Raw genomic sequence first — 21,978 nt, forward strand, 5'->3', positions numbered from 1 at the left:
CGGCCAGAGCGCTCACCACAACGAGCCGGTGGGCGAGTTGGTGCAGCGCGCCTCACAGCAGCTGACGGAGCTGGTGCGCGGCGAAATGCGTCTGGCGCAGGCCGAGATGAAGGAGAAGACCAGGCGCTACGGCAAGGGCAGTGGGTTGTTCGGCGGAGCCGGACTCGTCGGCTTCCTCACCTTGCAGGCCCTCGTCGCCACCGCGATCGCCGCGCTCGCGGTGCCGCTTCCGGTGTGGGCCGCGGGACTGATCGTCACCGCCGTCCTCGGTCTGATCGCCGCGGTACTGGCATTGACCGGCAAGAAGGAAGTCGGCCGGGCTGCCCCGCCGATCCCCGAAGAGGCCATCGGCGGCGTGAAGGCCGATGTCGCAGAGATCAAGGAGAGTGCACAACGATGAACCAGCCCCACGACAAGCACACCGCCGGCGCCGGGGAACTGCGTGCGAAGGTCGAGCGGACCCGCCACGACCTGGGAGAGACGGTCGAGGCGCTGGCGGCCAAGACGGACGTCAAGGCCCGCGCGCAGGAGAAGGCGGTCGCCATCAAGGGCCAGACGGCCACGAAGGCCGCGGAGCTGAGTGAGCAGGCCAGGGCGAAGGCCACCGAGGCCGCCCATGTGCTGCAGGACAAGGTCCCCGACCAGGTCAAGGACAAGGCCGCCGTCGCCACCGGCCAGGTGAAGGCCGCCGCCGGGCAGGCCACGGAGGTGTGGCAGGACAAGGCGCCGGAGCAGGTTCGAAGCCGCCGCGCCGGCTACCTCGCGGGTGGCGCGGCGCTGGTGGTCGCGTACGTACTGGTGCGGCGCAAGAGGAAGCACGGGAGCGCGGTGTGAAGGCATCGAAGATCGCGTACAAGCCGGTCGGGATGGCGCTCGGCGCGCTCGCCGGTATGGCCGCGGGCGGGCTCTTCAAACAGGCGTGGAAGATGGCAGGACATGACGAGGACGCGCCCGACGCCACCGACGAGGACCGCGGCTGGGGCGAGATTCTGCTGGCGGCCACGTTGCAGGGCGCGATCTTCGCCGTGGTCAAGGCGGCCGTCGACCGCGGTGGCGCTGTCGCGACGCGTCGGCTGACGGGCACCTGGCCGGGCTGACCAGTAGGGCGAGCTTGGACGGGCTGACAGTAGGGCGAGCCTGGCCCGTATTCATCCGATGGGTCGGTGTGGGGCTACGTAAATGTCCAAGTCCCCGCTGAGAGCAATGCATTGACACCCTCCGGGGCCACTTGAATCATCGGATGTCATGACTGACATGCGCATGATGCGCCGCGCTCCCCGTGCGCGGCTACGCCGGATGAGAGGCGCCGCGGTGGCCCTGCTGCTGCTCGCGGCGCCCGTCCCGGCGGCCCAGGCCGTCGGGAGCCCGCAGGCCGCTGGGAGCCCGAAGGCCGTCGGGAGCCCGCAAGCCGCTGGGAGCCCGCGGCCCGCCGCGGACCCGCCCCGCACCGTCCCCGCCCTGGCCGACTGGACGCCGGGGAAGGGGAGTTACGCCTACGGCCCCGGCACCCGGCTCGTCGCCCACGGGCAGGCAGCGCGCGAAGTCGCCCGCACCCTCGCCGACGATCTGCACGCCGCGGGCGAGGGCCGGGTGCCGGTCACCGGCGGTACCCCGCGCGACGGCGACATCGTGATCGGCATCGCCCCCGCGCGAAAGCCGCTCGGCGCCGAAGGGTACGAACTCCGGGCGGGCAAACGCCTGGAGATCACCGGCGCGACCGGGACCGGCGCCTTCTACGGCACCCGCACGCTCCTCCAACTCCTGGCCCAGGGCGACCGCGTACCGGCCGGACGCACGGTCGACGTCCCCCAGTACAAGGAGCGCGGAGTAGGCGTCTGCGCCTGCTACATCCACATCTCGACGCCCTGGCTGGAGAACCTCGTACGCGACATGGCGTACAACAAGCAGAACCAGATGCTCCTCGAACTCAAGGTGAAGAGCGAGAAGCACCCCGAGGCCAACAGCTGGGGCTACTACACCAAGAGCGAGATACGCCGCCTCGTCGCCCTCGGCGAGAAGTACCACGTCACGATCATCCCCGAGATCAACTCGCCCGGCCACATGGACCCTTGGCTGGAGAAGCGCACCGACCTCCAGCTCACCGACTCCGACGGGAAGCCGCAGCCCTCGCGCCTCGACATCACCAAGGACGAGGCCTTCGCGTACTACACGAGCCTCATCGACGAGTACGCCGAGGTGTTCCCCGCGAAGTCCTGGCACATGGGCGCCGACGAGTACATGCTCGGCTCCGACTTCGCCAAGTACCCCCACATCCTCGAATACGCGAAGAAGAAGTACGGCGAGAAGGCGACCCCGCAGGACGCCTTCGTCGACTTCGTGAACCGGGTGCACGCGTACGCGACCGGCAAGGGCAAGCGGCTGCGCATCTGGAACGACGGCCTGACCGGCGCGAACACGGTGCCGGTCGCGGCGGAGACGACCGTGGAGCACTGGCTCGACGTAAAGACGAAACCCAGCCAGCTCATCGCCCAGGGCTACCCGTTGCAGAACGCCGCCTACTCCCTCTACCTCGTCCGAGGCGGCTTCCACACCGACACCAAGGCGCTGTACGACAAGGCGTGGGACCCGCGCAGCTTCGAGGGCGAGAAGCTCGCGTCGCGTGACGGGATCACCGGGGCGAAGATCAGCCTGTGGCCGGACAACGGCAGGGGCGAGACCGAGAACGAGGTCGCGGCCTCCATGGCGATGCCGCTCAGCCATGTCGCCCAGGTCACCTGGGGTTCCGCACACCCGGACCCGACGTACGCCGCTTTCACCGCGCGCGCCAAGGCCGTTGGACACGCGCCCGGTTGGCGGGACCTGACGAAGACGCCGGTGGCGGACGGTACGTACACCCTGCGGGACACCAAGGGGCATGCGGAACCCGCCGCCTACGAGATCAAGCGCACCGCCGACGGCTACGTCACGCTGAAGTCCACGTCGGACGCCACCTGCCTGGAGACCCGCAGCGGAAGGCTCACGCTCAACGTTCCGCTGGAGCCCGGCAGTTCGGTCACGCGTGAGACGTGCGACGCGGCGAACACCTTGCAGCGCTGGCAGCTGACGAAGACGGGGGACGGCTACCGGCTGACGAACGCGATCACGCAGATGTCCGTGTACGCCGCCGAGGACGGGCGGCTTCAGCAGTTCCCGGCCGATCAACAGACCCCGGCAGTCTGGACCTTGACCACCCGCTGAACCCGCCGATCCGATGGCCCCGAGTTCCGACAGGGAGACCCGCACACCCATGACTGTCAGCAGACGTCTCTTCGTGACCGCCGCCGTCACCACGGCCGTCGCCGCGTCGAGCAGTTCCGTCGCCCTCGCGGCACCCGGTTCCATCGGGACGGCCGCGGCCGCCGCTCCTGAACCGCCCTACCGCATCCCGATCAGCCCCAAGGACACCCCGGACGAAGTCGTCGCCAAAGCCTCCCAAGTCCGGCCTACGGAACGGCAGATAGCCTGGCAGCGGCTCGAACAGACCGCGTTCCTGCACTTCGGGGTCAACACCTTCACCGGCCTCGAATGGGGCACGGGCGACGAGGACCCCGACGTCTTCCAGCCGGCAGGCCTCGACACCGACCAGTGGGCACGGGCCCTGCGTGACGGCGGATTCAAGCTCGCCATCCTCACGGTCAAGCATCACGACGGCTTCGTGCTCTACCCCTCCCGTTACACCAAACACAGTGTGGTGAGCAGCAGTTGGCGGGGCGGGAAGGGCGACGTGCTGCGCTCGTTCGCCGACTCGCTGCGCCGGTACGGCATCAAGGTGGGCGTCTACATCTCACCCGCCGACGAGAACCAGTACCTGCACGGCGTCTACGCCAACGGCAGCGCCCGCTCACGACGCACCATTCCCACACCGGTCGATGGCGACGACCGGGCGGACGCCGCAGCCGTACGGTCGTTCACGCTCGACGCGACCGACTACGGCGCGCACATGCTCAACCAGCTGTACGAGGTGCTCACCGAGTACGGGCCCATCGACGAGGTGTGGTTCGACGGAGCGCAGGGACGCATCCCGCCGGAGAAGGTCGAGACGTACGACTGGGACAGCTGGTACGCCGTCATCCGTGCCCTGGCCCCGAACGCGACGGTCGCCGTGCGCGGCCCCGACGTCCGGTGGGTCGGCAACGAGGGCGGGCTCGCGCGTGAGGACGAGTGGAGCGTCGTCCCCGTCAAGGACTCGGGGAACGGCAGCATCGACTACGCCCTGAAGTACGACGCGCCCGACCAGGGAAGCAGGGAGGCGCTTGCCGAGGCGAGGGCGGTCGCCCAGTACGTGCAGTGGTGGCCGGCGGAGTGCGACGTATCGATCAGGCCGGGCTGGTTCTATCACGAGGACGAACAGCCCAAGTCCGTAGAGCAGTTGACGGACATCTGGTTCCGTTCGGTGGGCCGGAACTCCGTGCTGCTCCTCAACATCCCTCCGGACAAGCGCGGCCTGCTCCCTGAGGCGGACGTGGCGCGGCTGCGGGAGTTCCACGAGCGGATCGGCCGGGAACTGCCGGAGGACTTCGCGCGGGGCGCGCGGGCCCGAGGTGACGGCCGCCGTCCGTCGTACGCGGTGGACGGCGACCCGGATACGGCATGGGCGTGCCCGGCGCCCTCTCGGGGGACGCTCACGCTCGACCTGGGCAAGGCGCGCGAGGTCGACCGGATCCGGCTCGGGGAGGACATCCGGCGGGGTCAGCAGCTGGAGAAGGCGGTGATCGAGGCGCGGGTGTCCGGCGAGGCCGGCTGGTCCCTGGTGACCGAGGTGGCCACGGTGGGAGCCAGCCGGGTCCTGACGCTGGCCACGCCGGTACGGGCGCGGGAGTGGCGGCTCCGGGTGACGGGGTCGCGTGGAGCGGTGCGGCTCGCGGAGTTCGGGCTGTACCGGTCGCGGGTGTAGGGGTTTCTCCAGGGGGCCCAAGTGAGCTGTGCCGCACCGGTGTTACCGTCGCGGCCATGTCCAAGAACGAGATCGACGCCGTGACCGCCGAGTTCTACGGCGCCTTCGACAACCGTGGCGGCCGGGCCGCAGACGTGGCCCGGATCCGCCGCCTGGTCATCCCGGGTGGCGTGATCGTCGTGACCGGCCCCGACTACAGGGTCTACACGGTGGAAGAGTCCATCGAGCCCCGCGAACGGCTCCTGAACGAAGGCCGGTTGGTCGTGTTCTCCGAGTGGGAGACCTCCGAGAAGACCGAGATCGAGGGGGACATCGCCTCGCGGTTCGGCACGTACAGCAAGTCCGGGACACTGGACGGCGAACCCTTCGAGGGAGACGGGACCAAGACCATCCAGTTCGTCCGCACCCCGGAGGGATGGCGGATCGCGGCGTTCTCCTGGTACGACAAGCCCTGACCGCCGCTCACGTGGGCCACTCGACCCCGCCGTCCCGCACTGCCAGGGGACGGGTCTCGTCCTCCTCGTAGAACCTGATCCAACCGACGCGGACAGATCCGTCGAACCGCTCGTGGTGATCAAAGGCCTTGGCCGCCAGCCAGGTGAGCAGTTCGCCGAGGCGATCGAAGTCGTCGGGGTGGATCTCCTGCCGGGACGTCAGCGCCCAGCCACCTTTCGCGCGCCGCAGCAGCAGGGAGGTGAGAGCACCGCCCGCCTTCCAGGCCTCGCCTCGGGATGCCAGGAGCGGCACAGGGAAGTCTTCCGTGTCGAGTACACCCTCGTCGTCCTCCACCACGATCGGGAACTCTCGCACCACCGTCAGTGTCACCGGCCGGGGGCCGAGGCCGAGATGCCACCGGAGCTCGGCGACCTCCTCCTCGGAGAGACCGTCACGCAGGTCCATCGCTATCGAGACTTCGTAGATGTCCGCCATGCCGGCACCGTACTCGCGGGGTACGACAGTCCTGCGCCACAGGGGCGGCGGGCGGCTCAGCCCCCGGACACCCGCCCCGTGCTCTCCCGCTCGATGAGCGTGGGCAGCGGTACCTGGACCGTGGCCGCGGGGCCGTTGTCCAGGAGGGACAGGAGCTCGCGCGCCGCCGTCCGGCCGAAGGACACCGTGTCGCGTGAGAGCGCCGTCAGCCACGGGTGCACCATCCGGCACAGCGCCGAGTCCTCCCACGCGATCACCGATACGTCCCCCGGCACGGCGAAGCCGAGCGAGGCCGCCGCGGCGACCCCGGCGACGGCCATCACGTCGTTGTCGTACACCAGAGCCGTCGGCGGTGACGCGGCACGAAGCACCCGGCGTGTCACCGCGGCACCCTCCGCGTCGGAGTAGTCCGTGGTCACCGAGCGGACCTCGGAGAGGTCCCGCCGCTCCGCCTCGGCCCGCAGCGTCCTGATCCGCCGCTCCGTGTGGGCGAGGCCGGGCAGCCCCGCGATGTGCACGATGCGGCGGTGGCCGAGGGCGTGCAGATGGTCCACCACCGACGCCATCGCGCCCGCGTCGTCCGCCCAGACGGTGGAGAGACCTGGGTGGTGCGCCTCCGGGTCCGGCACGCCGCCCGTCACCACCGCGGGGAGCCCGAGATCGTCGAGGAGCGCCGGACGTGGATCGTCCGTGCGCGGATCCACGACGATGACGCCGTCCACGCGGTGCTCGGCCCACCACCGCTGGTAGACCGCGCACTCGGCGCTCACGTCTTCCACCACCTGGAAGAGCAGGCCCAGTTGACGCTCCGCCAGGACCTCCTGGATGCCCGAGATCAGCTGCAGGAAGAACGAGTCGACGCCCAGCGTCCCGGCGGGCCGCGCCACCACGAGACCCACCGTCGCCGAACCCTCACCGGACAGTGCGCGCGCCGCCGTGCTCGGGTGCCAGCCCAGCTGCTCGGCGACCCTGCGGACCCGGTCGCGGGTGACCTCGGAGACTCCGGGCCGGTCGTTGAGCGCGAAGGAAACGGCGCTCTCGGAGACTCCGGCGCGGCGCGCGATGTCCTTCATGGTCGGCCGGCGTGCCGGGGACCGCTTGCCTTGCACCGGTGTTGCCCCTTTCCTGTGGAGCGCATACTAATGCGCTTGAGCCAGCCCACTCTAAAGCGCATTAGTCGATCCCCGCAAGAAGTTCAACGCACCCCACTGACCTGCGTAGTTGATGAGGCGTCCGGGATTATTCAACGAATCCATTGACTTTTTACCGGCGTTCCATGCAAGGTCTGCCTCACGCTGGGCCGAGCAAAGGAGCCGTTTCACCGTGCGCATCTCCCACCACCCCCGCATCCCCAGAAGGGCAGCCGCCGCTGCCGCCGCCATCGCCGTGCTCCTGCCGCTGAGCGCGTGCGGCGACGGAGGCGACGGCGGCGGATCGACCGACGCGTCCGGCAAGATCGAGGGCGAGATCACCTTCCAGACCTGGAACCTGAAGGCCAACTTCAAGTCGTACTTCGAGGGCGTCGTCGACGGCTTCGAGAAGAAGTACCCCGGCACGAAGGTGAACTGGGTCGATCAGCCCGGCGAGGGCTACGCCGACAAGATCAGCGCCGACGCCGCGGCCGGCACCCTCCCCGACGTCGTCAACGTCTCGCCCGACCTGGTGGCCCCGCTCGCCAAGGCCGGACTCGCGCTCGACCTGGACAAGGCCGCGGGGAAGTACGAGAAGGAGTACCTGCCGGGGGCGTGGAAGAGCCACCAGATACCGGGCACGGAGGGGACGTACGCCTTCCCCTGGTACCTGAACACCGGGCCGCTCTTCTACAACAAGCGGATCTTCAAGGACGCCGGGCTCGACGCCGACAAGCCCCCGAAGACGTACGACCAACTCTTCGACAGTGCGCTGCAGCTGGCGAAGAAGAGCAAGGGCAGGACCGCCACGCTCGCCAACATCCCCACCATCGAGGACTTCGGGCGGTACGGCGTCCCGCTGATGGACAAGGACGGGACCAAGTTCACCTTCAACGGCCCCAAGGGCGTCGAACTCCTCACCGAGTACAAGAAGTTGTACGACGCGAAGGCCCTGGACGGGCAGGCGCTCAACGCCACGCCCGAGTCGACCGGGAAGAAGTTCCTCACCGAGGCCGTCGCCATGAACCCCGGAAGCGCCCTGGACCTCGGCAAGTTCAAGAAGGAGGCACCCGGCCTCTACAAGAACATCGGGATCACCCCGCAGCTCACCAACACCGGCAAGGACAACATGTATGTGATGGGCGTGATGGTGAACACCCGCACCAAGCAGACGCCCGCGGCCGTGGCCTTCGCCCACTACGTGACGGACGCGCAGCGCCAGATGTCCTTCGCCAAGAAGGTGGCGATCTTCCCCAGTACGGAAGGCTCGCTCGACGACCCGTACTTCACCGAGCAGGACGGCACCGATGACACGCGCGTGCGGGTCGCCGCCGCCAAGTCCGTCAAGACCGCGGTGAATTACACACCCGTGCTGTTCAGCGAGCAGATGAAGATCGAGCTGCGCAACGCCGTCGCCCGTGCGCTGCAAGGCAAGGAGAGCCCCAAGGAAGCGCTTGACAACGCTGTCAAGAACTGCGACCGGCTGCTGAAGCAGAGCTGAGAAGACGACACGGGACCACCACCATGAAGAGCTCCACCGCCGCCACCGTTCCCCGTGCCGCCGCCGACCGCGGTCCGCGCAGCCGTATCAGACGTCAACTACCCTCCAGCCCCTGGCTGTTCGCCGCCCCCGGGCTGCTGATCGTCGGCATCTTCATCCTCTATCCGTTCGTCAGCACGCTCATCAACTCCTTCACCGACAAGCGCACCCTGATCCCGGGGGAGTACGTCGGCCTGGACAACTTCCGGGAGCTGCTGCACGACGACATGTTCTGGATCGGGCTTCGCAACTCGACGCTCTACATCGTCGGGGTCGTCCCCGCGCTCGTCCTGTTGCCGCTGCTGCTCGCGATGCTCGTCCAGAAGCACATCCCCGGCATGACCTTCTTCCGGTCCGCCTTCTACACGCCGGTGGTCGCGTCCATCGTCGTGGTGGGCCTGATCTGGGTGTGGATGCTGGATGAACGGGGCCTGGTCAACGCGGTGCTGGAGGCGGTGGGCGTCGGCTCGGTCGGCTTCCTCAGCGACCAGTGGCTGCTCCTCCTGAGCGCCATGGCCGTCACGGTCTGGAAGGGCCTCGGCTACTACATGATCATTTACCTGGCGGCGCTCGCCAACGTGCCCCGTGAACTCCACGAGGCAGCATCGGTGGACGGCGCGGGCGCGGTGCGCCGCTTCTTCACGGTCACCGTGCCCGCCGTGCGCTCCACGATGGTCCTGGTCGCCGCGCTGTCCTCGGTCGCCGCCTTCAAGGTGTTCAGCGAGGTCTACCTGATGGCCGGGCCCAACGGCGGCCCCGCGGGCGAGGACACCACGCTCGTGATGCTGGTGCAGCGCGTCGGCACCGGCCTGACCGGCCGCGTCGGGTACGCGTCGGCCATCTCGGTCGTCGTCTTCGTCGTCACCGTCGCGCTGATGCTGCTGGTGCTGCGCGCGGACCGGAAGGAGGACGCGTGAGCATCGCGACGGACACGCGGAAGACCGAGCAGGCGGAGCGGAAGGCGGAGGGGAGGGTCCGCAAGGCCGGCGCCCGCAGGCGCGGCCGGATCACCGACGAGAACGGCCGCAGGATGCCCGTATGGGAGATCGTCCTGCGCTACGTACTCCTGCTCGCCGTACTGGCGTTGATGATCGGCCCCTTCCTGTGGCAGCTCTCCACATCCCTGAAGGGCCCGCACGAGAACATCTTCAGCTCGCCGCCCCAGTTCCTGCCGAGCAGCCCGACCCTCCACAACTACGAGCGGGTCGCCGACACCATCCCTGTCTGGGACTACGCGCTCAACTCCCTGAAGGTGGCCGCCGCCAACGTGGTGACCAACTGCGTGGGCGCCACGCTCGCCGGCTACGCCCTCGCGCGCCTGCGCTACCGGGGCCGCAAGGCGGCCACGGTGGTCTTCATCCTCGCCATGCTGGTGCCCGTGGAGGGCATCATCATCGCCCAGTTCACGACCATGCGGGAGCTGGGCCTGAACAACACCCTCATCGGGGTGCTGCTGCCCGGCTGCGTCTCCGCGCTCAACGTCCTCCTGATGCGCAACGCCTTCCTGAACCTGCCGTACGAGATCGAGGAAGCCGCGTACGTCGACGGCGCGAACGTCTGGCAACGCTTCCTGAGGATCGCCCTGCCCGCGGTCAAGGGCACGCTCGCCGTGGTCGCGATCTTCGCCTTCATGGGCGCCTGGGACGACTTCCTGTGGCCGCTGATCGTGCTGAGCGACCCGGACAGGTTCACCCTGACCATCGGCCTGAACTATCTGCACGGCACCTTCGCCAACGACGAACGGCTCGTCGCCGCGGGCACGGTCATCGCCGTGCTTCCGCTGATCGTGCTCTTCGCCTGTCTCCAGCGGTACTTCTTCCGCGGGGTGGGCGAGGGGGCCGTCAAGGGCTGAGCCGCCGCACTCCGCATCTCTGCACCCCCGGGCTTCGCTCCCGGGCCCCCGCACCCCCGAGAACCAGGACTCGTATGCCTCGCACGCCTGCTGATGTGCCGCGCTTCGGCGCGAACTACACCCCCAGCAAGGGGTGGTTCCACCACTGGCTCGACTTCGACATCGACGCCGTGCGCGCCGACCTCGACGCGATCGCCGGACTCGGCCTCGACCACATCCGGGTCTTCCCGATCTGGCCGTACTTCCAGCCCAACCGCACCCTGATCCGGCCGCGCGCCGTGGAGCAGCTCGTCGCCCTCGCGGACGCCGCGGCCGAGCGTGGGCTCGACGTCAACGTCGACGGACTGCAGGGGCACCTGTCGAGCTTCGACTTCCTGCCCGCGTGGACGCAGACGTGGCACCGGCGGAACATCTTCACCGACCCCGACGTGGTGGAGGGCGAGGTCGCGTACCTGCGTACGCTCGCCGCCGCGCTCGCCGACCGGCCGAACTTCATCGGCATGACCATTGGCAACGAGGTGAACCAGTTCTCGGCGGGCCCGCATCCCGATCCGGACCGCATCACGCAGGACCAGGCGGGGGAGTGGCTGCGGCGGGTGCTCGCCGCGTGCGAGGAGGGCGCTCCGGGGAAGCTGCACCTCCATGCCGAGTACGACGCCGCCTGGTACCAGGACGACCAGCCCTTCACCCCGGCCCAGGCCGCACGCCTCGGCGGCGCGACCGCCGTGCACTCCTGGGTGTTCAACGGCACGGCCCAGCGGCACGGGCGCGAGGGACTCGCCACCGCGCAGCACGCGGCGTACATGATCGAGCTGTCCAAGGCGTGGGCGGACGATCCGCACCGCCCGGTATGGCTCCAGGAGGTGGGCGCGCCCGCTCCCCTCATCCCCGCGGAGCACGCGGCGTCGTTCACCGAGGCGACGGTGGAGGCGGCGCTGGACTGCGCGGATGTTTGGGGGGTGACGTGGTGGTGCTCGCACGATGTGTCGCGTTCGCTGGCGGATTTCCCTGAACTTGAGTACAGCCTGGGCCTGTTGACGAATGACGGGCGGGTCAAGCCGGGGGGCGAGGTGCTGGCGCGGCTCGCGAAGGAGTGGCGGGGGCGGGAGTACGCGCCTGCGGTCCGGACGACCGCGGTGGTGGTCGAAGACTCCACCTCGCGGCGGTCCGAGTGTGCCCCCGGGGGAGCGGTGTTCGAGGCGTTCGTCCGGCTGGTGGGGGATGGGGTTCGGCCTACCGCTGTGTTGGCAAGCAGGGTTGGTGACTCGGCGCATTTGGCTGCGCGGGGCATCAGGGAGGTCGTGCGGCCGGGGGAGGTCGGCTAGGCCCAAGATCTCTCCCCAACCCCGCCCCTTCCCGAGAACCCGCTCTGGCGCGGGGGCCGTGGTTGCCGTCATCACTGGCTTCGCCGAGTTCGTCCTCAATCGCCGGACGGGCTGAGAATCAGCCCGGCCGGCGATTGAGGCCATCTTGTACGGGGTCTGGGGCGGAGCCCCAGGTAAGGCCCCCGCGCCGAGCGGGTTTTCGGGAAGGGGCGGGGTTGGGGAAATCAAACCCCGTCCACCCCACCCGCACCCAACACACAAACGGAGAGCACCATGCACGACGACCGCACCCTCATAGAGGCCCGCCTCAAGCGCGTCCTGGACGAGCGCATCCGCCCCGCCGTCTACCCCGAGTCCGTCCCCCTTGACGTGGCCGTCTGGACAGCTCCGGGCGAGCCCGTCCCCGTGGCGGAGGGCCTCGCCGCGACCCCCGAGCCGACTGAGGTAGGCGCAGCCTGGGGCGCCCCCTGGGCCACCAGCTGGTTCCAGGTGACCGGCACCGTGCCCACGGAATGGGCGGGAAAGACCGTCGAGGCCATCCTCGACCTCGGCTTCGACGAGAACATGCCCGGCTTCCAGTGCGAGGGCCTCGTCTACCGCCCCGACGGCACCCCGGTGAAGGGCCTCAACCCCCGCAACCAGTGGGTACGGATCGCCGCCCCCGCGACCGGCGGCGAAGACGTCCACCTGCACATCGAGGCGGCCTCCAACCCCGTCATCCTCGACTACCACCCCTTCCTGCCCACCCAGCTCGGCGACAAGGAGACGGCAGGCAGCGAGCCCCAGTACAAGCTCGCCCGCATGGACCTCGCCGTGTTCGACGAGACCGTGTGGCAGCTCGTCATCGATCTGGAAGTGCTCGGCGAGCTCATGCAGGAGTTGCCGGAGGACTCCGGGCGCCGCTACGCCGTCGTACGCGCCATCGGCCGCGCCCTGGACGCCGTCGACCTCCAGGACGTCAACGGCAGCGCATCCGCCGCCCGCGCCGAGCTCGAAGCCGTCCTCGCCACCCCCGCCGAGCCCTCGGCCCACCGCATCAGCGCCGTCGGCCACGCGCACATCGACTCCGCGTGGCTGTGGCCGCTGCGCGAGACGGTGCGCAAGGTCGCGCGTACGACGTCGAACATGACCGCGCTGATCGAGGACGAGCCGGACTTCGTCTTCGCCATGTCGCAGGCGCAGCAGTGGGCGTGGGTCAAGGAGCACCGTCCCGAGGTGTGGGCGAAGGTCAAGAAGGCGGTCGCCGACGGGAGGTTCGTGCCCGCGGGCGGCATGTGGGTCGAGTCGGACACGAACATGCCCGGGTCTGAGGCGATGGCCCGTCAGTTCGTGCACGGCAAGCGGTTCTTCCTCGATGAGTTCGGCATCGAGAACGACGAGGCGTGGCTGCCCGACACCTTCGGTTTCGCCGCCGGTCTTCCGCAGATCATCAAGGCGGCGGGCTCCAAGTGGCTGCTCACCCAGAAGATCTCCTGGTCGCAGACGAACCGCTTCCCGCACCACACCTTCAACTGGGAAGGCATCGACGGCACCCGCATCTTCACGCACTTCCCGCCCGTCGACACCTACAACTGCTCGATGAAGGGCAGCGAGATCGCCCACGCGGCGAAGAACTTCAAGGACAAGGGAGTCGCCCGGCACTCCCTCGCGCCGACCGGCTGGGGCGACGGGGGCGGCGGCACCACCCGCGAGATGATCGCGAAGGCGGGACGCCTCCGCGATCTGGAGGGCTCGGCGACCGTCGAATGGGAGACCCCCGCCGCCTTCTTCGAGAAGGCCGAGGCGGAGTACCCGAACGCCCCTGTCTGGGTGGGTGAGTTGTACCTGGAGCTTCACCGCGCCACCCTCACCAGCCAGGCGGGCACCAAGCAGGGCAACCGCCGCAGCGAGCACTTGCTGAGGGAAGCGGAGCTCTGGGCCGCCACGGCAGCCGTCCGTTCGCCTGAATTCTCGTACCCCTATGAGGAGTTGGACCGCATCTGGAAGACGGTGCTGCTCCACCAGTTCCACGACATCCTGCCCGGTTCGTCCATCGCGTGGGTGCACAGGGAGGCGCGCGCGACGTACGCGAAGGTCGCCGAGGAGCTGAACGGCATCATCGACGCGGCCCAGCGTGCGCTCGCGGGCGATGCGGGCACGGGCACCCTCGTCTTCAACTCAACACCCCACACCCGCGACGGCGTCCCGGCGGGTGGCGCCCGCCCCGCCGTGATCGACGGCCAGTCGGCGATCGCCTCGCGCGCCGACGGTGGCTACGTCCTCGACAACGGTCTGCTGCGGGTCGAGATCGACGCGCGCGGGCTTGTCGTCTCGGCGTACGACATCGTGGCCGACCGGGAGACCGTCGCCCCCGGCCAGGCGGCCAACCTGCCGCAGATCCACGCCGACTTCCCGAACATGTGGGACGCGTGGGACGTCGACGAGTTCTACCGCAACACGGTCACCGACCTGACCGAGGCGGACGTGGTCGAGCCCGTCGAGGACGGCGCATCGGTCCGCGTCGTACGCACCTTCGGCGCATCGCGGCTCACACAGGTGCTGTCCCTGGCGCCGGGCTCCATGCGTCTCGACATCGACACGGAGGTCGACTGGCACGAGACGGAGAAGTTCCTGAAGCTGGCGTTCCCGCTGGACATCCACGCGGAGCGGTACGCGTCGGAGACGCAGTTCGGCCACTTCTACCGGGCCACGCACACCAACACGAGCTGGGAGGCGGCCAAGTTCGAGGCGTGCAACCACCGCTTCGTGCACGTGGAGGAGCCGGGCTGGGGTGTCGCCCTGGTCACCGACTCGACGTACGGCCATGACGTGATGCGTACGGTGCGCACCTCGGACTCCGGTACGACCACGACGGTCCGCGCCTCACTGCTGCGCGCCCCGCGCTTCCCCGACCCCGAGACGGACCAGGGCGTCCACCGCTTCCGGCACGCGCTGGTTCCGGGGGCCGGGATCGGCGACGCGGTGCGGGAGGGGTACCGGATCAACCTGCCGGAGCGGCGGATCACGGGTGGTGCCGAGGTGGCCCCGCTGGTGACGGTCGACAACGACGCCGTCGTCGTCACGGCGGTCAAGCTCGCCGACGACGGCAGCGGTGACGTGGTCGTCCGCTTCCACGAGTCGCGGGGCGGACGCGCGAAGGCGACGCTGACCGCGGGCTTCCAGGTCGGTTCCGTCGAGGTGACGGACCTGCTGGAGCGGCCCCTCGCGGAGGCCGAGGCCCCGGAGCGCTCGGGCGACGGTGTCGCGCTGACGCTGCGGCCGTTCGAACTGGTGACGCTGCGGCTGACGCGGGCGTGACAGTGATGTCCCGCTGAGCGGATGGCATCGAAGGGATGGAGCGGCCCCTGACCGGCACCTGATCGCCAGCGTCCGGTCGGGGCCGGCGCCGGGGCGGGCCCCCTCCTGGTTGTCCGATGGGGCCGTCATCCGTCGTTGTGCGTTCCGTAGTTTGTGTCCCGGAGTTGGAGGACGTACGTCGCTGTCAGTGCGATGGCGCGGTCCGCGTCCTGTGCCAGTTCTACGAGGGCGGCTGACGCCTTCGCCCCAGGGATGCCCGCTAGCGCCGGGGTCGGTCGCCCGCCTGCGGTCGGGGTCGGCGCCGGGGTGGGCCCGCCCTCCGGCTGTCCGGCGTGGGCGTCATCCGTCGTTGTGCGTTCCGTAGTTTGTGTCCCGGAGTTGGAGGACGTACGTCGCTGTCAGTGCGACGGCGCGGTCCGCGTCCTGTGCCAGTTCCATGAGGGCGGCTGACGCCTTCGACCCAGGGATGCCCGCAAGCGCCTGGGTCAGTCGCCCGCGTGCGGGCGCTTCCGCGGTGTCGTGGGCGAGGCGGGCGACCAGCCTGGTCGAGATCTGATCCGCCGTGGCGGTGTCGCTCGCCAGCACGCTCAGCGCATCGGCCGCGTCGGTGTCGTTCCTTCCCTCCACGATCATGTCGACGAGCGTCGGGACCGCGTCGGCCACCCCGCGTGTACCGAGTGCCAGCGCCGCATGCCCCCGGACCACGACGTCAGGGTTCACGAGAGCGTCCCGCAGTCGCGCCGTGGCCTCACCGGACCCACCAGTCCCACTAGCCTCATCGTCGGGCAGCTCGGCGAGGGACTGAACTGCCCGTTCCCGCACCGCGGACACCGGTGAGCCGAGGCCCTCGGCCAGGAGGGCCGGGGCGCCGTCGCCCGATCGGGCCAGCGCCCAGCGAAGGGCCCCGGCGACGTTCGGATCCGCCTCGCTCAGGGCCGCGTCGACCAGGGCCTCCACCGGCACCGGAACCTCGTCGACCGAGGAAAGGGCAGCGCGCTGGCGCGTGTCGGCGTTCTTCGACCCCAGTGCCTGGAGGAGCGCGACGACCTGGAGGACGTCCTCCCAGCCGGTGGGGTCCGCGGCATCGATCCGGCGAAGCCGCGTGAGCAAGTCGGTCTCGGCCGCGATGCGTTCACGCGTCTGACGGACGAGATCGCCGACGAGCGTCGACGGCGTGAAGCCGGGATCGTCGAGCGCGCGCCCGATCTCACGCAGCGAAAGACCCAGTGACCGCAGGCTCTCGACATGGAAGATCCGCCGGATGTCCTCTCCGGAGTACTCCCGGTAGCCGGAGCCGGTACGGCCCGAGGGCCGTACCAGACCGAGCGACTCGTAATGCCGGAGCATGCGGGCACTTACCCCGGACCGTCGCGACACCTCACCGATCAGCACGCCCCATTGTCCCCCCGGCCGGACCCGCCGAGGGCCACGGCGCGTTTCGCCTCCTCGATCGCGAACTCGAACCCGGCGTCCGGATCCCGCAGCAGCCGCTCTGTGGCGAGCGCGTGCGCCCGCATGCCCGGGTCGGGGGCCTTCGCCGCGGCACGCAGAGCCGGCACGATCGTTTCACCCAGCGCGACCAGCGCTCGGCTGAGGCTCAGCTGCGTCTCCCGCCCACCGCGCCCGAGCTGCGTCGCCAACACCGTGGCCAAGGCGGACTCCTCGCCCTCCGGTACGAGCACGACCGCGGCCCGCCAGGCGCTCCGCGCCACCTCGTCGTCGGCGTCGGACAGGAGCGCCCGTGTGATGACCGGCCACGCCTGCCGGTCCCCGATCTTGGACAGCGTGTGCAGCGCCTGGCTCCGTGCCTGCGCACGCTGCGAGCGAGCTTCGCGGATCAGCGCGGGGAGCGTCACGGACACCGGGTGGCGGGTGAGCGCCCAGGTCAGCATGTCGCGAACGAAGAACTCGGGCTCGATCGCGCACCGCTCGACGAGTGCCTCGACGCAGCGCGGGTCGGGCGCCGTGCCAACCGCGAGAGCGGCCCGAAGCCGCACGGACGGGCGACCGTCCGCCAATCCCTGGAGCGCTCGCACCGCTTCCGTGTCCTGTCTCGTGACCGTCATCGAGACCACCTCCTCGGCAAGCAGTGAAAGCCTTGTCACCGTGTCAAGGTCAACAGGGCCCGCCCCATCGCCGCGCCCCTAGGCCCTGTCGTCAAACTCCCTCCCCCAGCCTCCGGCCGGGAGGTGCCCCCAGCCCCGCGACGCCATGCACGCACTCTCGCCGCACCGGGCGCAGACCCGAGTACGCCCAGTACGAGGGTCTACGCCCGGCACTTCCCCAGCCTCCGGCCGGGGGGGGACCCCCAGAGCACGCACCTGACGCCGCGGGGCCCGCCCTCCGGGCGGACGACGGGAGTTTGACGACAGGGCCTAGTCGTCCAGCTGCGTCCGCAGCCACTCCTCCACCTCGCCCACGTGCGCCGCCGCCGCGGCCCTCGCCGCCTCCGGGTCCCGGGCGACCAGGGCCCGGTGGATCCGGGCATGCCCGCGGCGGGTGCGTTCGAAGGCGCCCTCCTCCTGGTAGCCGCGCCATACCCGTGCGCGGAACGTGCGTGACGACAGGCCCTCCAGGATCGCCGCCATCGTGTCGTTGCCCGCCGCGAAGGCGATCGTGCGGTGGAACGCCAGGTCGTGGGAGAGGATCTCCTCCGGGTCGTCCGTGGCGTTCATCGCCTCCAAGTGCTTTTCCACGTCAGCCAGTTGATCCGCCGAGATTCGCGCCGCAGCCAGCGCCGTCGCCGTGGATTCGAGGACTCGGCGTACCTCAAGGAGCTCCACGAGGCGTGGTCCGCGGGACAGGTCCGCCACGACGCCGAAGGTCTCCAGGAGGTCACCGGCTTCCAGCTGGGTGACGTAGATGCCCGAGCCGTGCCGGGCCTCAAGGACCCCCATCACCGTGAGCGCGCGGATCGCCTCCCGCATGGAGCTGCGCGAGATGCCCAGTTGGGTGGCCAAGTCCCGTTCCGTGGGGAGTCGTTGGCCCGGTTCGAGCCTGCCCTCGCCGATCATCGCCTTGATCTGCTCGATGGCCCGCCCGGTCACGGTGCCCTTCTGCGGGCCGGTCTGGTCCACGTAACGCTCCTCCACTAGCCGAGTGCGCCGCAGTCTAATCAGAGATGTGGTCGGACCACTACGGCTTGAAAGCGGGAAAACTTGGCGTCGAGGGGTGTTGTGAGCGCCAAGTGGTCTGATAAATATTCGCCCATCAGTCGCTAGGACTCCCGATCCACACTCGACTCACGCTCGATGAGGAGCCGTCAGATGGCCGGCAGAACAGTGCGCAACAGGTCCAGCAAGGCGGGGACTTCGCGGGCGGCGCGGATCGCCGCCGCGGCGGCCTGCGCGTCCCTCGTGCTCACGGCATGCGGCAGTACGAAGGACAGCGCGGCGCCCGCGGGCGGGGAAGGCGGTGGGGAGGGCAAGGTCGGCGTGGTGCTGCCGCTGCTGACCTCGCCGTTCTGGCAGTCGTACAACGACTACGTGCCGAAGATGGCGAAGTCCGAGGACGTCGACGCGATGAAGACCGTCAACTCCAACAGCGACCCCTCGCAGCAGATCACCGACATCAACAACCAGCTCAACCAGGGCATCAAGGGACTTGTGGTCGCGCCGCTCGACAGCGCCGCGATCTCCGCAGGACTCGACCAGGCCGAGCGCAAGGGCGTGCCCGTGGTCGCCGTCGACGTCGCCCCCGAGAAGGGCAAGGTCGCGATGGTCGTGCGAGCCAACAACGTCGCGTACGGCGAGAAGGCCTGTGACTACCTCGGCGAGCAGGTCAAGACCGGCAAGGTCGTCCAGATCATGGGAGACCTCGCCTCCGTCAACGGCCGTGAGCGCTCCGAGGCGTTCCGCACCTGCGTGAAGAAGAAGTTCCCCAAGCTTGAGGTGCTTGAAATTCCCGCCAAATGGGAGTCCGACACGGCCGCTTCGAAGCTGGACACGCTGCTCAACTCCAACCCCGACATCAAGGGCATCTACATGCAGGCGGGCGGCGTCTACCTCGCGCCCACACTGCAGACCCTGAAGTCCAAGGGAATGCTGAAGAAGGCGGGCGAGAAGGGGCACATCACCGTCATCTCGAACGACGGCATCCCGCAGGAGTTCGACGCCATCCGCAAGGGCCAGATCGACGCCACCGTCTCGCAGCCCGCCGACGCCTACGCCAAGTATGGGATGTACTACATCAAGGCCGCCATGAACGGAAAGAAGTTCAAGCCCGGCCCGACCGACCACGACTCGACCATCGTGAAGCTGCCCAGCGGCATTCTCGAGGACCAGCTGCCCGCACCGCTGGTCACCAAGGAGAACGTGGACGACTCCAAGCTGTGGGGCAACACGGTCAAATGAGTACGCCGATGACCGAGCCCCCGACCGGCAAGGCGACGACTCCGCTCGTCGAAGCGGCCGGCATAGTCAAGCGGTACGGACCCACCGTCGCCCTCCAGGACGGCCAACTGACCGTCCTGCCCGGTGAGTCCCACGCCCTCGTCGGCCGCAACGGCGCGGGCAAGTCCACCCTCGTCACCATCCTCACCGGGCTCCAGGCCCCGGACGCGGGCACCGTCCTGTTCGACGGTGAGCCCGCGCCGCCGCTCACCGACCGCGACGCCTGGCGCCGCAAGGTGGCCTGCGTCTACCAGAAGCCAACTGTCGTGCCCGACCTGACCGTTGCCGAGAACCTCTTCATCAACCGGCAGCCCGAGGGGCGCGGCGGCTTCATCAGCTGGCGCAAGCTGCGCGCCCAGGCCGCCGAGGTGCTCGACACCTGGGACGTGCGGGTCGACCCGGACGCGCGCACCGCCGACCTCAAGGTCGAGGACCGTCAAATGGTGGAGATCGCACGGGCGTTGAGCTTCGGAGCGCGCTTCATCGTCCTGGACGAGCCCACCGCGCAGCTCGACAACCGTGAGATCGAGCGGCTCTTCACGCGCATGCGGGCGCTCCAGGAGTCCGGGGTCACCTTCCTCTTCATCTCACATCACCTCCAGGAGGTGTACGAGGTGTGCCAGACCGTCACGGTCCTGCGTGACGCCCGCTGGATCACCACAGCGCCCGTGGCCGACCTGCCGCGCGCCGCCCTGGTCGAGGCGATGGCGGGCGAGGCCCTGCGGGAGAAGGAAGCCGCCGAGGAGTCCGTCGCCCGGACCGAGGTCCCCGCCGACGCCCCGGTGATGCTCGACGTCAGGGGCCTCACCAGCGAGTCGTACGCGGACGTCGACCTGACCGTCCGCAAGGGCGAGGTCGTCGGTCTCGCCGGATCCAGCGGCAGCGGCAAGATCAACCTCGCCGAGACCATCGCGGGACTGCACGCGCCGACCGGCGGAAGCGCCCAACTCGACGGCAAGCGACTGCCGTTCGGTGACGTCACCGCCACGCTGCGGGCCGGCGTCGGCTGCGTACCGCGCGACCGGCACGACCAGGGCCTGGTCTTCGGGATGACGATCGGCGACAACGCCACGATGACCGTGCTCGACCGGCTCGGGAAGTACGGCTTCGTCGGCACCGAGCGCAAGCGCGGCTTCGCCGATGAGCTGATCGACCGCCTCGACATCCACGCGGAGGGACCCGACCAGCCCGTGTCGGACCTCTCCGGCGGCAACGCCCAGAAGGTCGTCATGGCGCGCGCCCTCGCCTCCGACCCCCGGCTCCTCGTCCTGATCAACCCCACCGCGGGCGTGGACGTGAAGTCCAAGGAGTCGCTGCTCGCCCGGATGGACAACGCCCGCGAGGACGGCACCGCCGTACTCGTGGTCTCCGACGAGCTGGACGACCTGCGGCGCTGCGACCGCGTCCTGGTCCTCTTCCACGGCCGGGTCGTCGCGGAGCACGAGGCGGGTTTCACCGACCACGACCTGATCGCATCAATCGAGGGGGTGGGCCACACAAGCCCCGTAAGGGGCGCGGGGAACTGCGCGATCAACCCCCACCGGCCCGCGGCCGAAGAACAAGGAGACAATCGTGGCTGACACGAAGGCCCCGGCCGCACAGGCTGCCCCCGCAAAGAAAGGCACTGCCGAAAGCCGCGCAGCGAAAAGCATCATGCTGCGTCGCGCACGCGAACTCGCCCTGGTCCCCGCCCTGTTGCTCCTCATGCTGCTCGGCGCGCTGGTCAACGACTCCTTCCTCACGGAGCGGAACATCATCTCCATCCTGGGAGCGTCCGCCGCCCTCGCCATGGTCGTGCTCGCCGAGTCGCTCGTCCTCATCACCGGCAAGTTCGACCTGTCCCTCGAATCGGTCGTCGGGATCGCGCCCGCCGTCGGCGCGCTGCTCGTGCTGCCCGCCGCCCAGGCCGGATTCGGCACCGAGATGCCCGCCGTGGTGGCACTGCTCGCGATCGTCGTCGTCGGCGCGGTCATCGGCGCCTTCAACGGCATCCTCGTGGTGAAGCTCAAGCTCAACGCCTTCATCGTCACGCTCGCCATGCTCATCGTGCTGCGCGGGCTGCTCGTCGGCGCGACCGAGGGCAAGACGCTCTTCGGCATGCCCGACGCCTTCTACACCCTCGCCACCTCGACGTTCCTGACCATCCCGCTCTCGGTGTGGATAGCCGCCCTCGCCTTCGGCATCGCGGGCTTCGTCCTCAAGTACCACCGCGTGGGGCGCGCCCTGTACGCGATCGGCGGCAACGCCGAGGCGGCACGCGCCGCCGGCATCCGCGTCGAGCGCGTCATGCTCGGCGTGTTCATCGTCGCCGGCTGCCTCGCCGCCGTCGGCGGACTCATGCAGACCGGCTACGTCGGCGCGATCAACGCCAACCAGGGCCAGAACATGATCTTCACCGTGTTCGCGGCCGCGGTCATCGGCGGCATCAGCCTCGACGGCGGCAAGGGCACCATGTTCGGCGCCCTCACCGGCGTCCTGCTGCTCGGCGTCGTACAGAACCTGCTCACTCTCGCCCAGGTGCCGTCCTTCTGGATCCAGGCCATCTACGGCGGAATCATCCTGGTCGCCCTGATGATCGCGCGCGTCACCACCGGCCGCGCACAGGACTGACCCCGCTCC

General features: G+C 69.4%; 19 protein-coding genes. 14 read left to right on the forward strand and 5 right to left on the reverse strand.

From position 1 onward, the window contains the following. The first annotated feature begins 28 nt into the window (after positions 1-28). The 6 genes from E5671_RS39660 (at position 29) to E5671_RS39685 (ending at position 5,349) form a co-directional block, all read left to right on the forward strand. A complete protein-coding gene (locus E5671_RS39660; protein ID WP_160510716.1) occupies positions 29-400 on the forward strand; it encodes a phage holin family protein in 372 nt (123 codons plus the stop codon). Further along, positions 397-834 (forward strand): DUF3618 domain-containing protein, encoded by a 438-nt coding sequence (locus E5671_RS39665; protein ID WP_160509052.1) that lies wholly within the window; start codon positions 397-399, stop codon positions 832-834. The genes E5671_RS39660 and E5671_RS39665 overlap by 4 nt, the downstream gene beginning before the upstream one ends. Next, positions 831-1,097 carry a DUF4235 domain-containing protein gene (locus E5671_RS39670; RefSeq protein WP_160509053.1) on the forward strand — a complete coding sequence of 89 codons (267 nt, stop codon included), beginning with the start codon at positions 831-833 and terminating at the stop codon, positions 1,095-1,097. Before E5671_RS39665 ends, E5671_RS39670 begins: the two co-directional genes overlap by 4 nt. Positions 1,098-1,254: 157 nt before the next feature. Next, complete coding sequence (locus E5671_RS39675; RefSeq protein ID WP_443032811.1) at positions 1,255-3,198, forward strand: family 20 glycosylhydrolase; 1,944 nt, start codon at positions 1,255-1,257, stop codon at positions 3,196-3,198. 49 nt (positions 3,199-3,247) lie between these two features. Beyond that, positions 3,248-4,894, forward strand: a complete 1,647-nt coding sequence (locus E5671_RS39680) for an alpha-L-fucosidase (protein WP_160509055.1) — start codon at positions 3,248-3,250, stop codon at positions 4,892-4,894. A 56-nt stretch (positions 4,895-4,950) separates the two neighbouring features. Further along, the gene (locus E5671_RS39685) at positions 4,951-5,349 is read left to right on the forward strand and encodes a DUF4440 domain-containing protein (RefSeq protein ID WP_160509056.1); all 399 of its coding nucleotides are present in this window, start codon (positions 4,951-4,953) and stop codon (positions 5,347-5,349) included. A 7-nt stretch (positions 5,350-5,356) separates the two neighbouring features. Here E5671_RS39685 and E5671_RS39690 read toward each other — a convergent pair whose 3' ends face one another. Together E5671_RS39690 and E5671_RS39695 are read right to left on the reverse strand one after the other, a co-directional pair. Then, positions 5,357-5,824, reverse strand: a complete 468-nt coding sequence (locus E5671_RS39690) for a hypothetical protein (protein ID WP_160509057.1) — start codon at positions 5,822-5,824, stop codon at positions 5,357-5,359. A 56-nt stretch (positions 5,825-5,880) separates the two neighbouring features. Then, complete coding sequence (locus E5671_RS39695; RefSeq protein ID WP_202121443.1) at positions 5,881-6,897, reverse strand: LacI family DNA-binding transcriptional regulator; 1,017 nt, start codon at positions 6,895-6,897, stop codon at positions 5,881-5,883. 250 nt (positions 6,898-7,147) lie between these two features. On the opposite strand from E5671_RS39695, the gene E5671_RS39700 reads away from it, so the two are divergent. From E5671_RS39700 to E5671_RS39720, 5 genes are all read left to right on the forward strand, one after another. Beyond that, positions 7,148-8,455 carry an extracellular solute-binding protein gene (locus E5671_RS39700; RefSeq protein WP_336605984.1) on the forward strand — a complete coding sequence of 436 codons (1,308 nt, stop codon included), beginning with the start codon at positions 7,148-7,150 and terminating at the stop codon, positions 8,453-8,455. Positions 8,456-8,478: 23 nt separating this feature from the next. After that, on the forward strand, positions 8,479-9,411 hold the full coding sequence (locus E5671_RS39705) for a carbohydrate ABC transporter permease (RefSeq protein WP_160509060.1): 933 nt from the start codon (positions 8,479-8,481) through the stop codon (positions 9,409-9,411). An 89-nt stretch (positions 9,412-9,500) separates the two neighbouring features. Beyond that, positions 9,501-10,346: an ABC transporter permease subunit gene (locus tag E5671_RS39710; RefSeq protein ID WP_160510717.1), complete on the forward strand. Its 846-nt coding sequence runs from the start codon at positions 9,501-9,503 to the stop codon at positions 10,344-10,346. 74 nt (positions 10,347-10,420) lie between these two features. Further along, positions 10,421-11,671: a glycoside hydrolase 5 family protein gene (locus tag E5671_RS39715; RefSeq protein ID WP_160509061.1), complete on the forward strand. Its 1,251-nt coding sequence runs from the start codon at positions 10,421-10,423 to the stop codon at positions 11,669-11,671. A 273-nt stretch (positions 11,672-11,944) separates the two neighbouring features. After that, positions 11,945-14,968: an alpha-mannosidase gene (locus tag E5671_RS39720; protein ID WP_160509062.1), complete on the forward strand. Its 3,024-nt coding sequence runs from the start codon at positions 11,945-11,947 to the stop codon at positions 14,966-14,968. Positions 14,969-15,307: 339 nt separating this feature from the next. On the opposite strand, the gene E5671_RS39725 is transcribed toward E5671_RS39720, so the two are convergent. The 3 genes from E5671_RS39725 to E5671_RS39735 all read right to left on the reverse strand — a co-directional run bounded on the left by E5671_RS39725 (position 15,308) and on the right by E5671_RS39735 (position 18,045). Next, positions 15,308-16,360 carry a MerR family transcriptional regulator gene (locus tag E5671_RS39725; RefSeq protein WP_160509063.1) on the reverse strand — a complete coding sequence of 351 codons (1,053 nt, stop codon included), beginning with the start codon at positions 16,358-16,360 and terminating at the stop codon, positions 15,308-15,310. Then, a complete protein-coding gene (locus E5671_RS39730; RefSeq protein ID WP_160509064.1) occupies positions 16,354-17,034 on the reverse strand; it encodes a HEAT repeat domain-containing protein in 681 nt (226 codons plus the stop codon). The genes E5671_RS39725 and E5671_RS39730 overlap by 7 nt, the downstream gene beginning before the upstream one ends. Before the next feature lie 309 nt (positions 17,035-17,343). Beyond that, a complete protein-coding gene (locus E5671_RS39735) occupies positions 17,344-18,045 on the reverse strand; it encodes an FCD domain-containing protein (protein ID WP_160509065.1) in 702 nt (233 codons plus the stop codon). Positions 18,046-18,234: 189 nt separating this feature from the next. Here E5671_RS39735 and E5671_RS39740 point away from each other — a divergent pair, with 189 nt between their 5' ends. The 3 genes from E5671_RS39740 to E5671_RS39750 are packed head-to-tail and all read left to right on the forward strand — an operon-like array spanning position 18,235 to position 21,969. Next, positions 18,235-19,320: a sugar ABC transporter substrate-binding protein gene (locus E5671_RS39740; RefSeq protein ID WP_160509066.1), complete on the forward strand. Its 1,086-nt coding sequence runs from the start codon at positions 18,235-18,237 to the stop codon at positions 19,318-19,320. Between the two features lie 8 nt (positions 19,321-19,328). Then, positions 19,329-20,939 (forward strand): sugar ABC transporter ATP-binding protein, encoded by a 1,611-nt coding sequence (locus E5671_RS39745; protein WP_160509067.1) that lies wholly within the window; start codon positions 19,329-19,331, stop codon positions 20,937-20,939. After that, positions 20,932-21,969 carry an ABC transporter permease subunit gene (locus E5671_RS39750; RefSeq protein ID WP_160509068.1) on the forward strand — a complete coding sequence of 346 codons (1,038 nt, stop codon included), beginning with the start codon at positions 20,932-20,934 and terminating at the stop codon, positions 21,967-21,969. Before E5671_RS39745 ends, E5671_RS39750 begins: the two co-directional genes overlap by 8 nt. Positions 21,970-21,978: the final 9 nt, after the last annotated feature.

The organism is Streptomyces sp. BA2, from assembly GCF_009769735.1.
Lineage (GTDB): Bacteria > Actinomycetota > Actinomycetes > Streptomycetales > Streptomycetaceae > Streptomyces.

Excerpts from the sequence above, each read along its gene's own strand:
- E5671_RS39665 (WP_160509052.1), top strand. The coding sequence starts at position 397 with ATGAACCAGCCCCACGACAAGCACACCGCCGGCGCCGGGGAACTGCGT.
- E5671_RS39675 (WP_443032811.1), top strand. The coding sequence starts at position 1,255 with ATGCGCATGATGCGCCGCGCTCCCCGTGCGCGGCTACGCCGGATGAGA.
- E5671_RS39680 (WP_160509055.1), top strand. The coding sequence starts at position 3,248 with ATGACTGTCAGCAGACGTCTCTTCGTGACCGCCGCCGTCACCACGGCC.
- E5671_RS39685 (WP_160509056.1), top strand. The coding sequence starts at position 4,951 with ATGTCCAAGAACGAGATCGACGCCGTGACCGCCGAGTTCTACGGCGCC.
- E5671_RS39690 (WP_160509057.1), bottom strand. The coding sequence starts at position 5,824 with ATGGCGGACATCTACGAAGTCTCGATAGCGATGGACCTGCGTGACGGT.
- E5671_RS39695 (WP_202121443.1), bottom strand. The coding sequence starts at position 6,897 with ATGAAGGACATCGCGCGCCGCGCCGGAGTCTCCGAGAGCGCCGTTTCC.
- E5671_RS39705 (WP_160509060.1), top strand. The coding sequence starts at position 8,479 with ATGAAGAGCTCCACCGCCGCCACCGTTCCCCGTGCCGCCGCCGACCGC.
- E5671_RS39715 (WP_160509061.1), top strand. The coding sequence starts at position 10,421 with ATGCCTCGCACGCCTGCTGATGTGCCGCGCTTCGGCGCGAACTACACC.
- E5671_RS39720 (WP_160509062.1), top strand. The coding sequence starts at position 11,945 with ATGCACGACGACCGCACCCTCATAGAGGCCCGCCTCAAGCGCGTCCTG.
- E5671_RS39730 (WP_160509064.1), bottom strand. The coding sequence starts at position 17,034 with ATGACGGTCACGAGACAGGACACGGAAGCGGTGCGAGCGCTCCAGGGA.
- E5671_RS39740 (WP_160509066.1), top strand. The coding sequence starts at position 18,235 with ATGGCCGGCAGAACAGTGCGCAACAGGTCCAGCAAGGCGGGGACTTCG.
- E5671_RS39745 (WP_160509067.1), top strand. The coding sequence starts at position 19,329 with ATGACCGAGCCCCCGACCGGCAAGGCGACGACTCCGCTCGTCGAAGCG.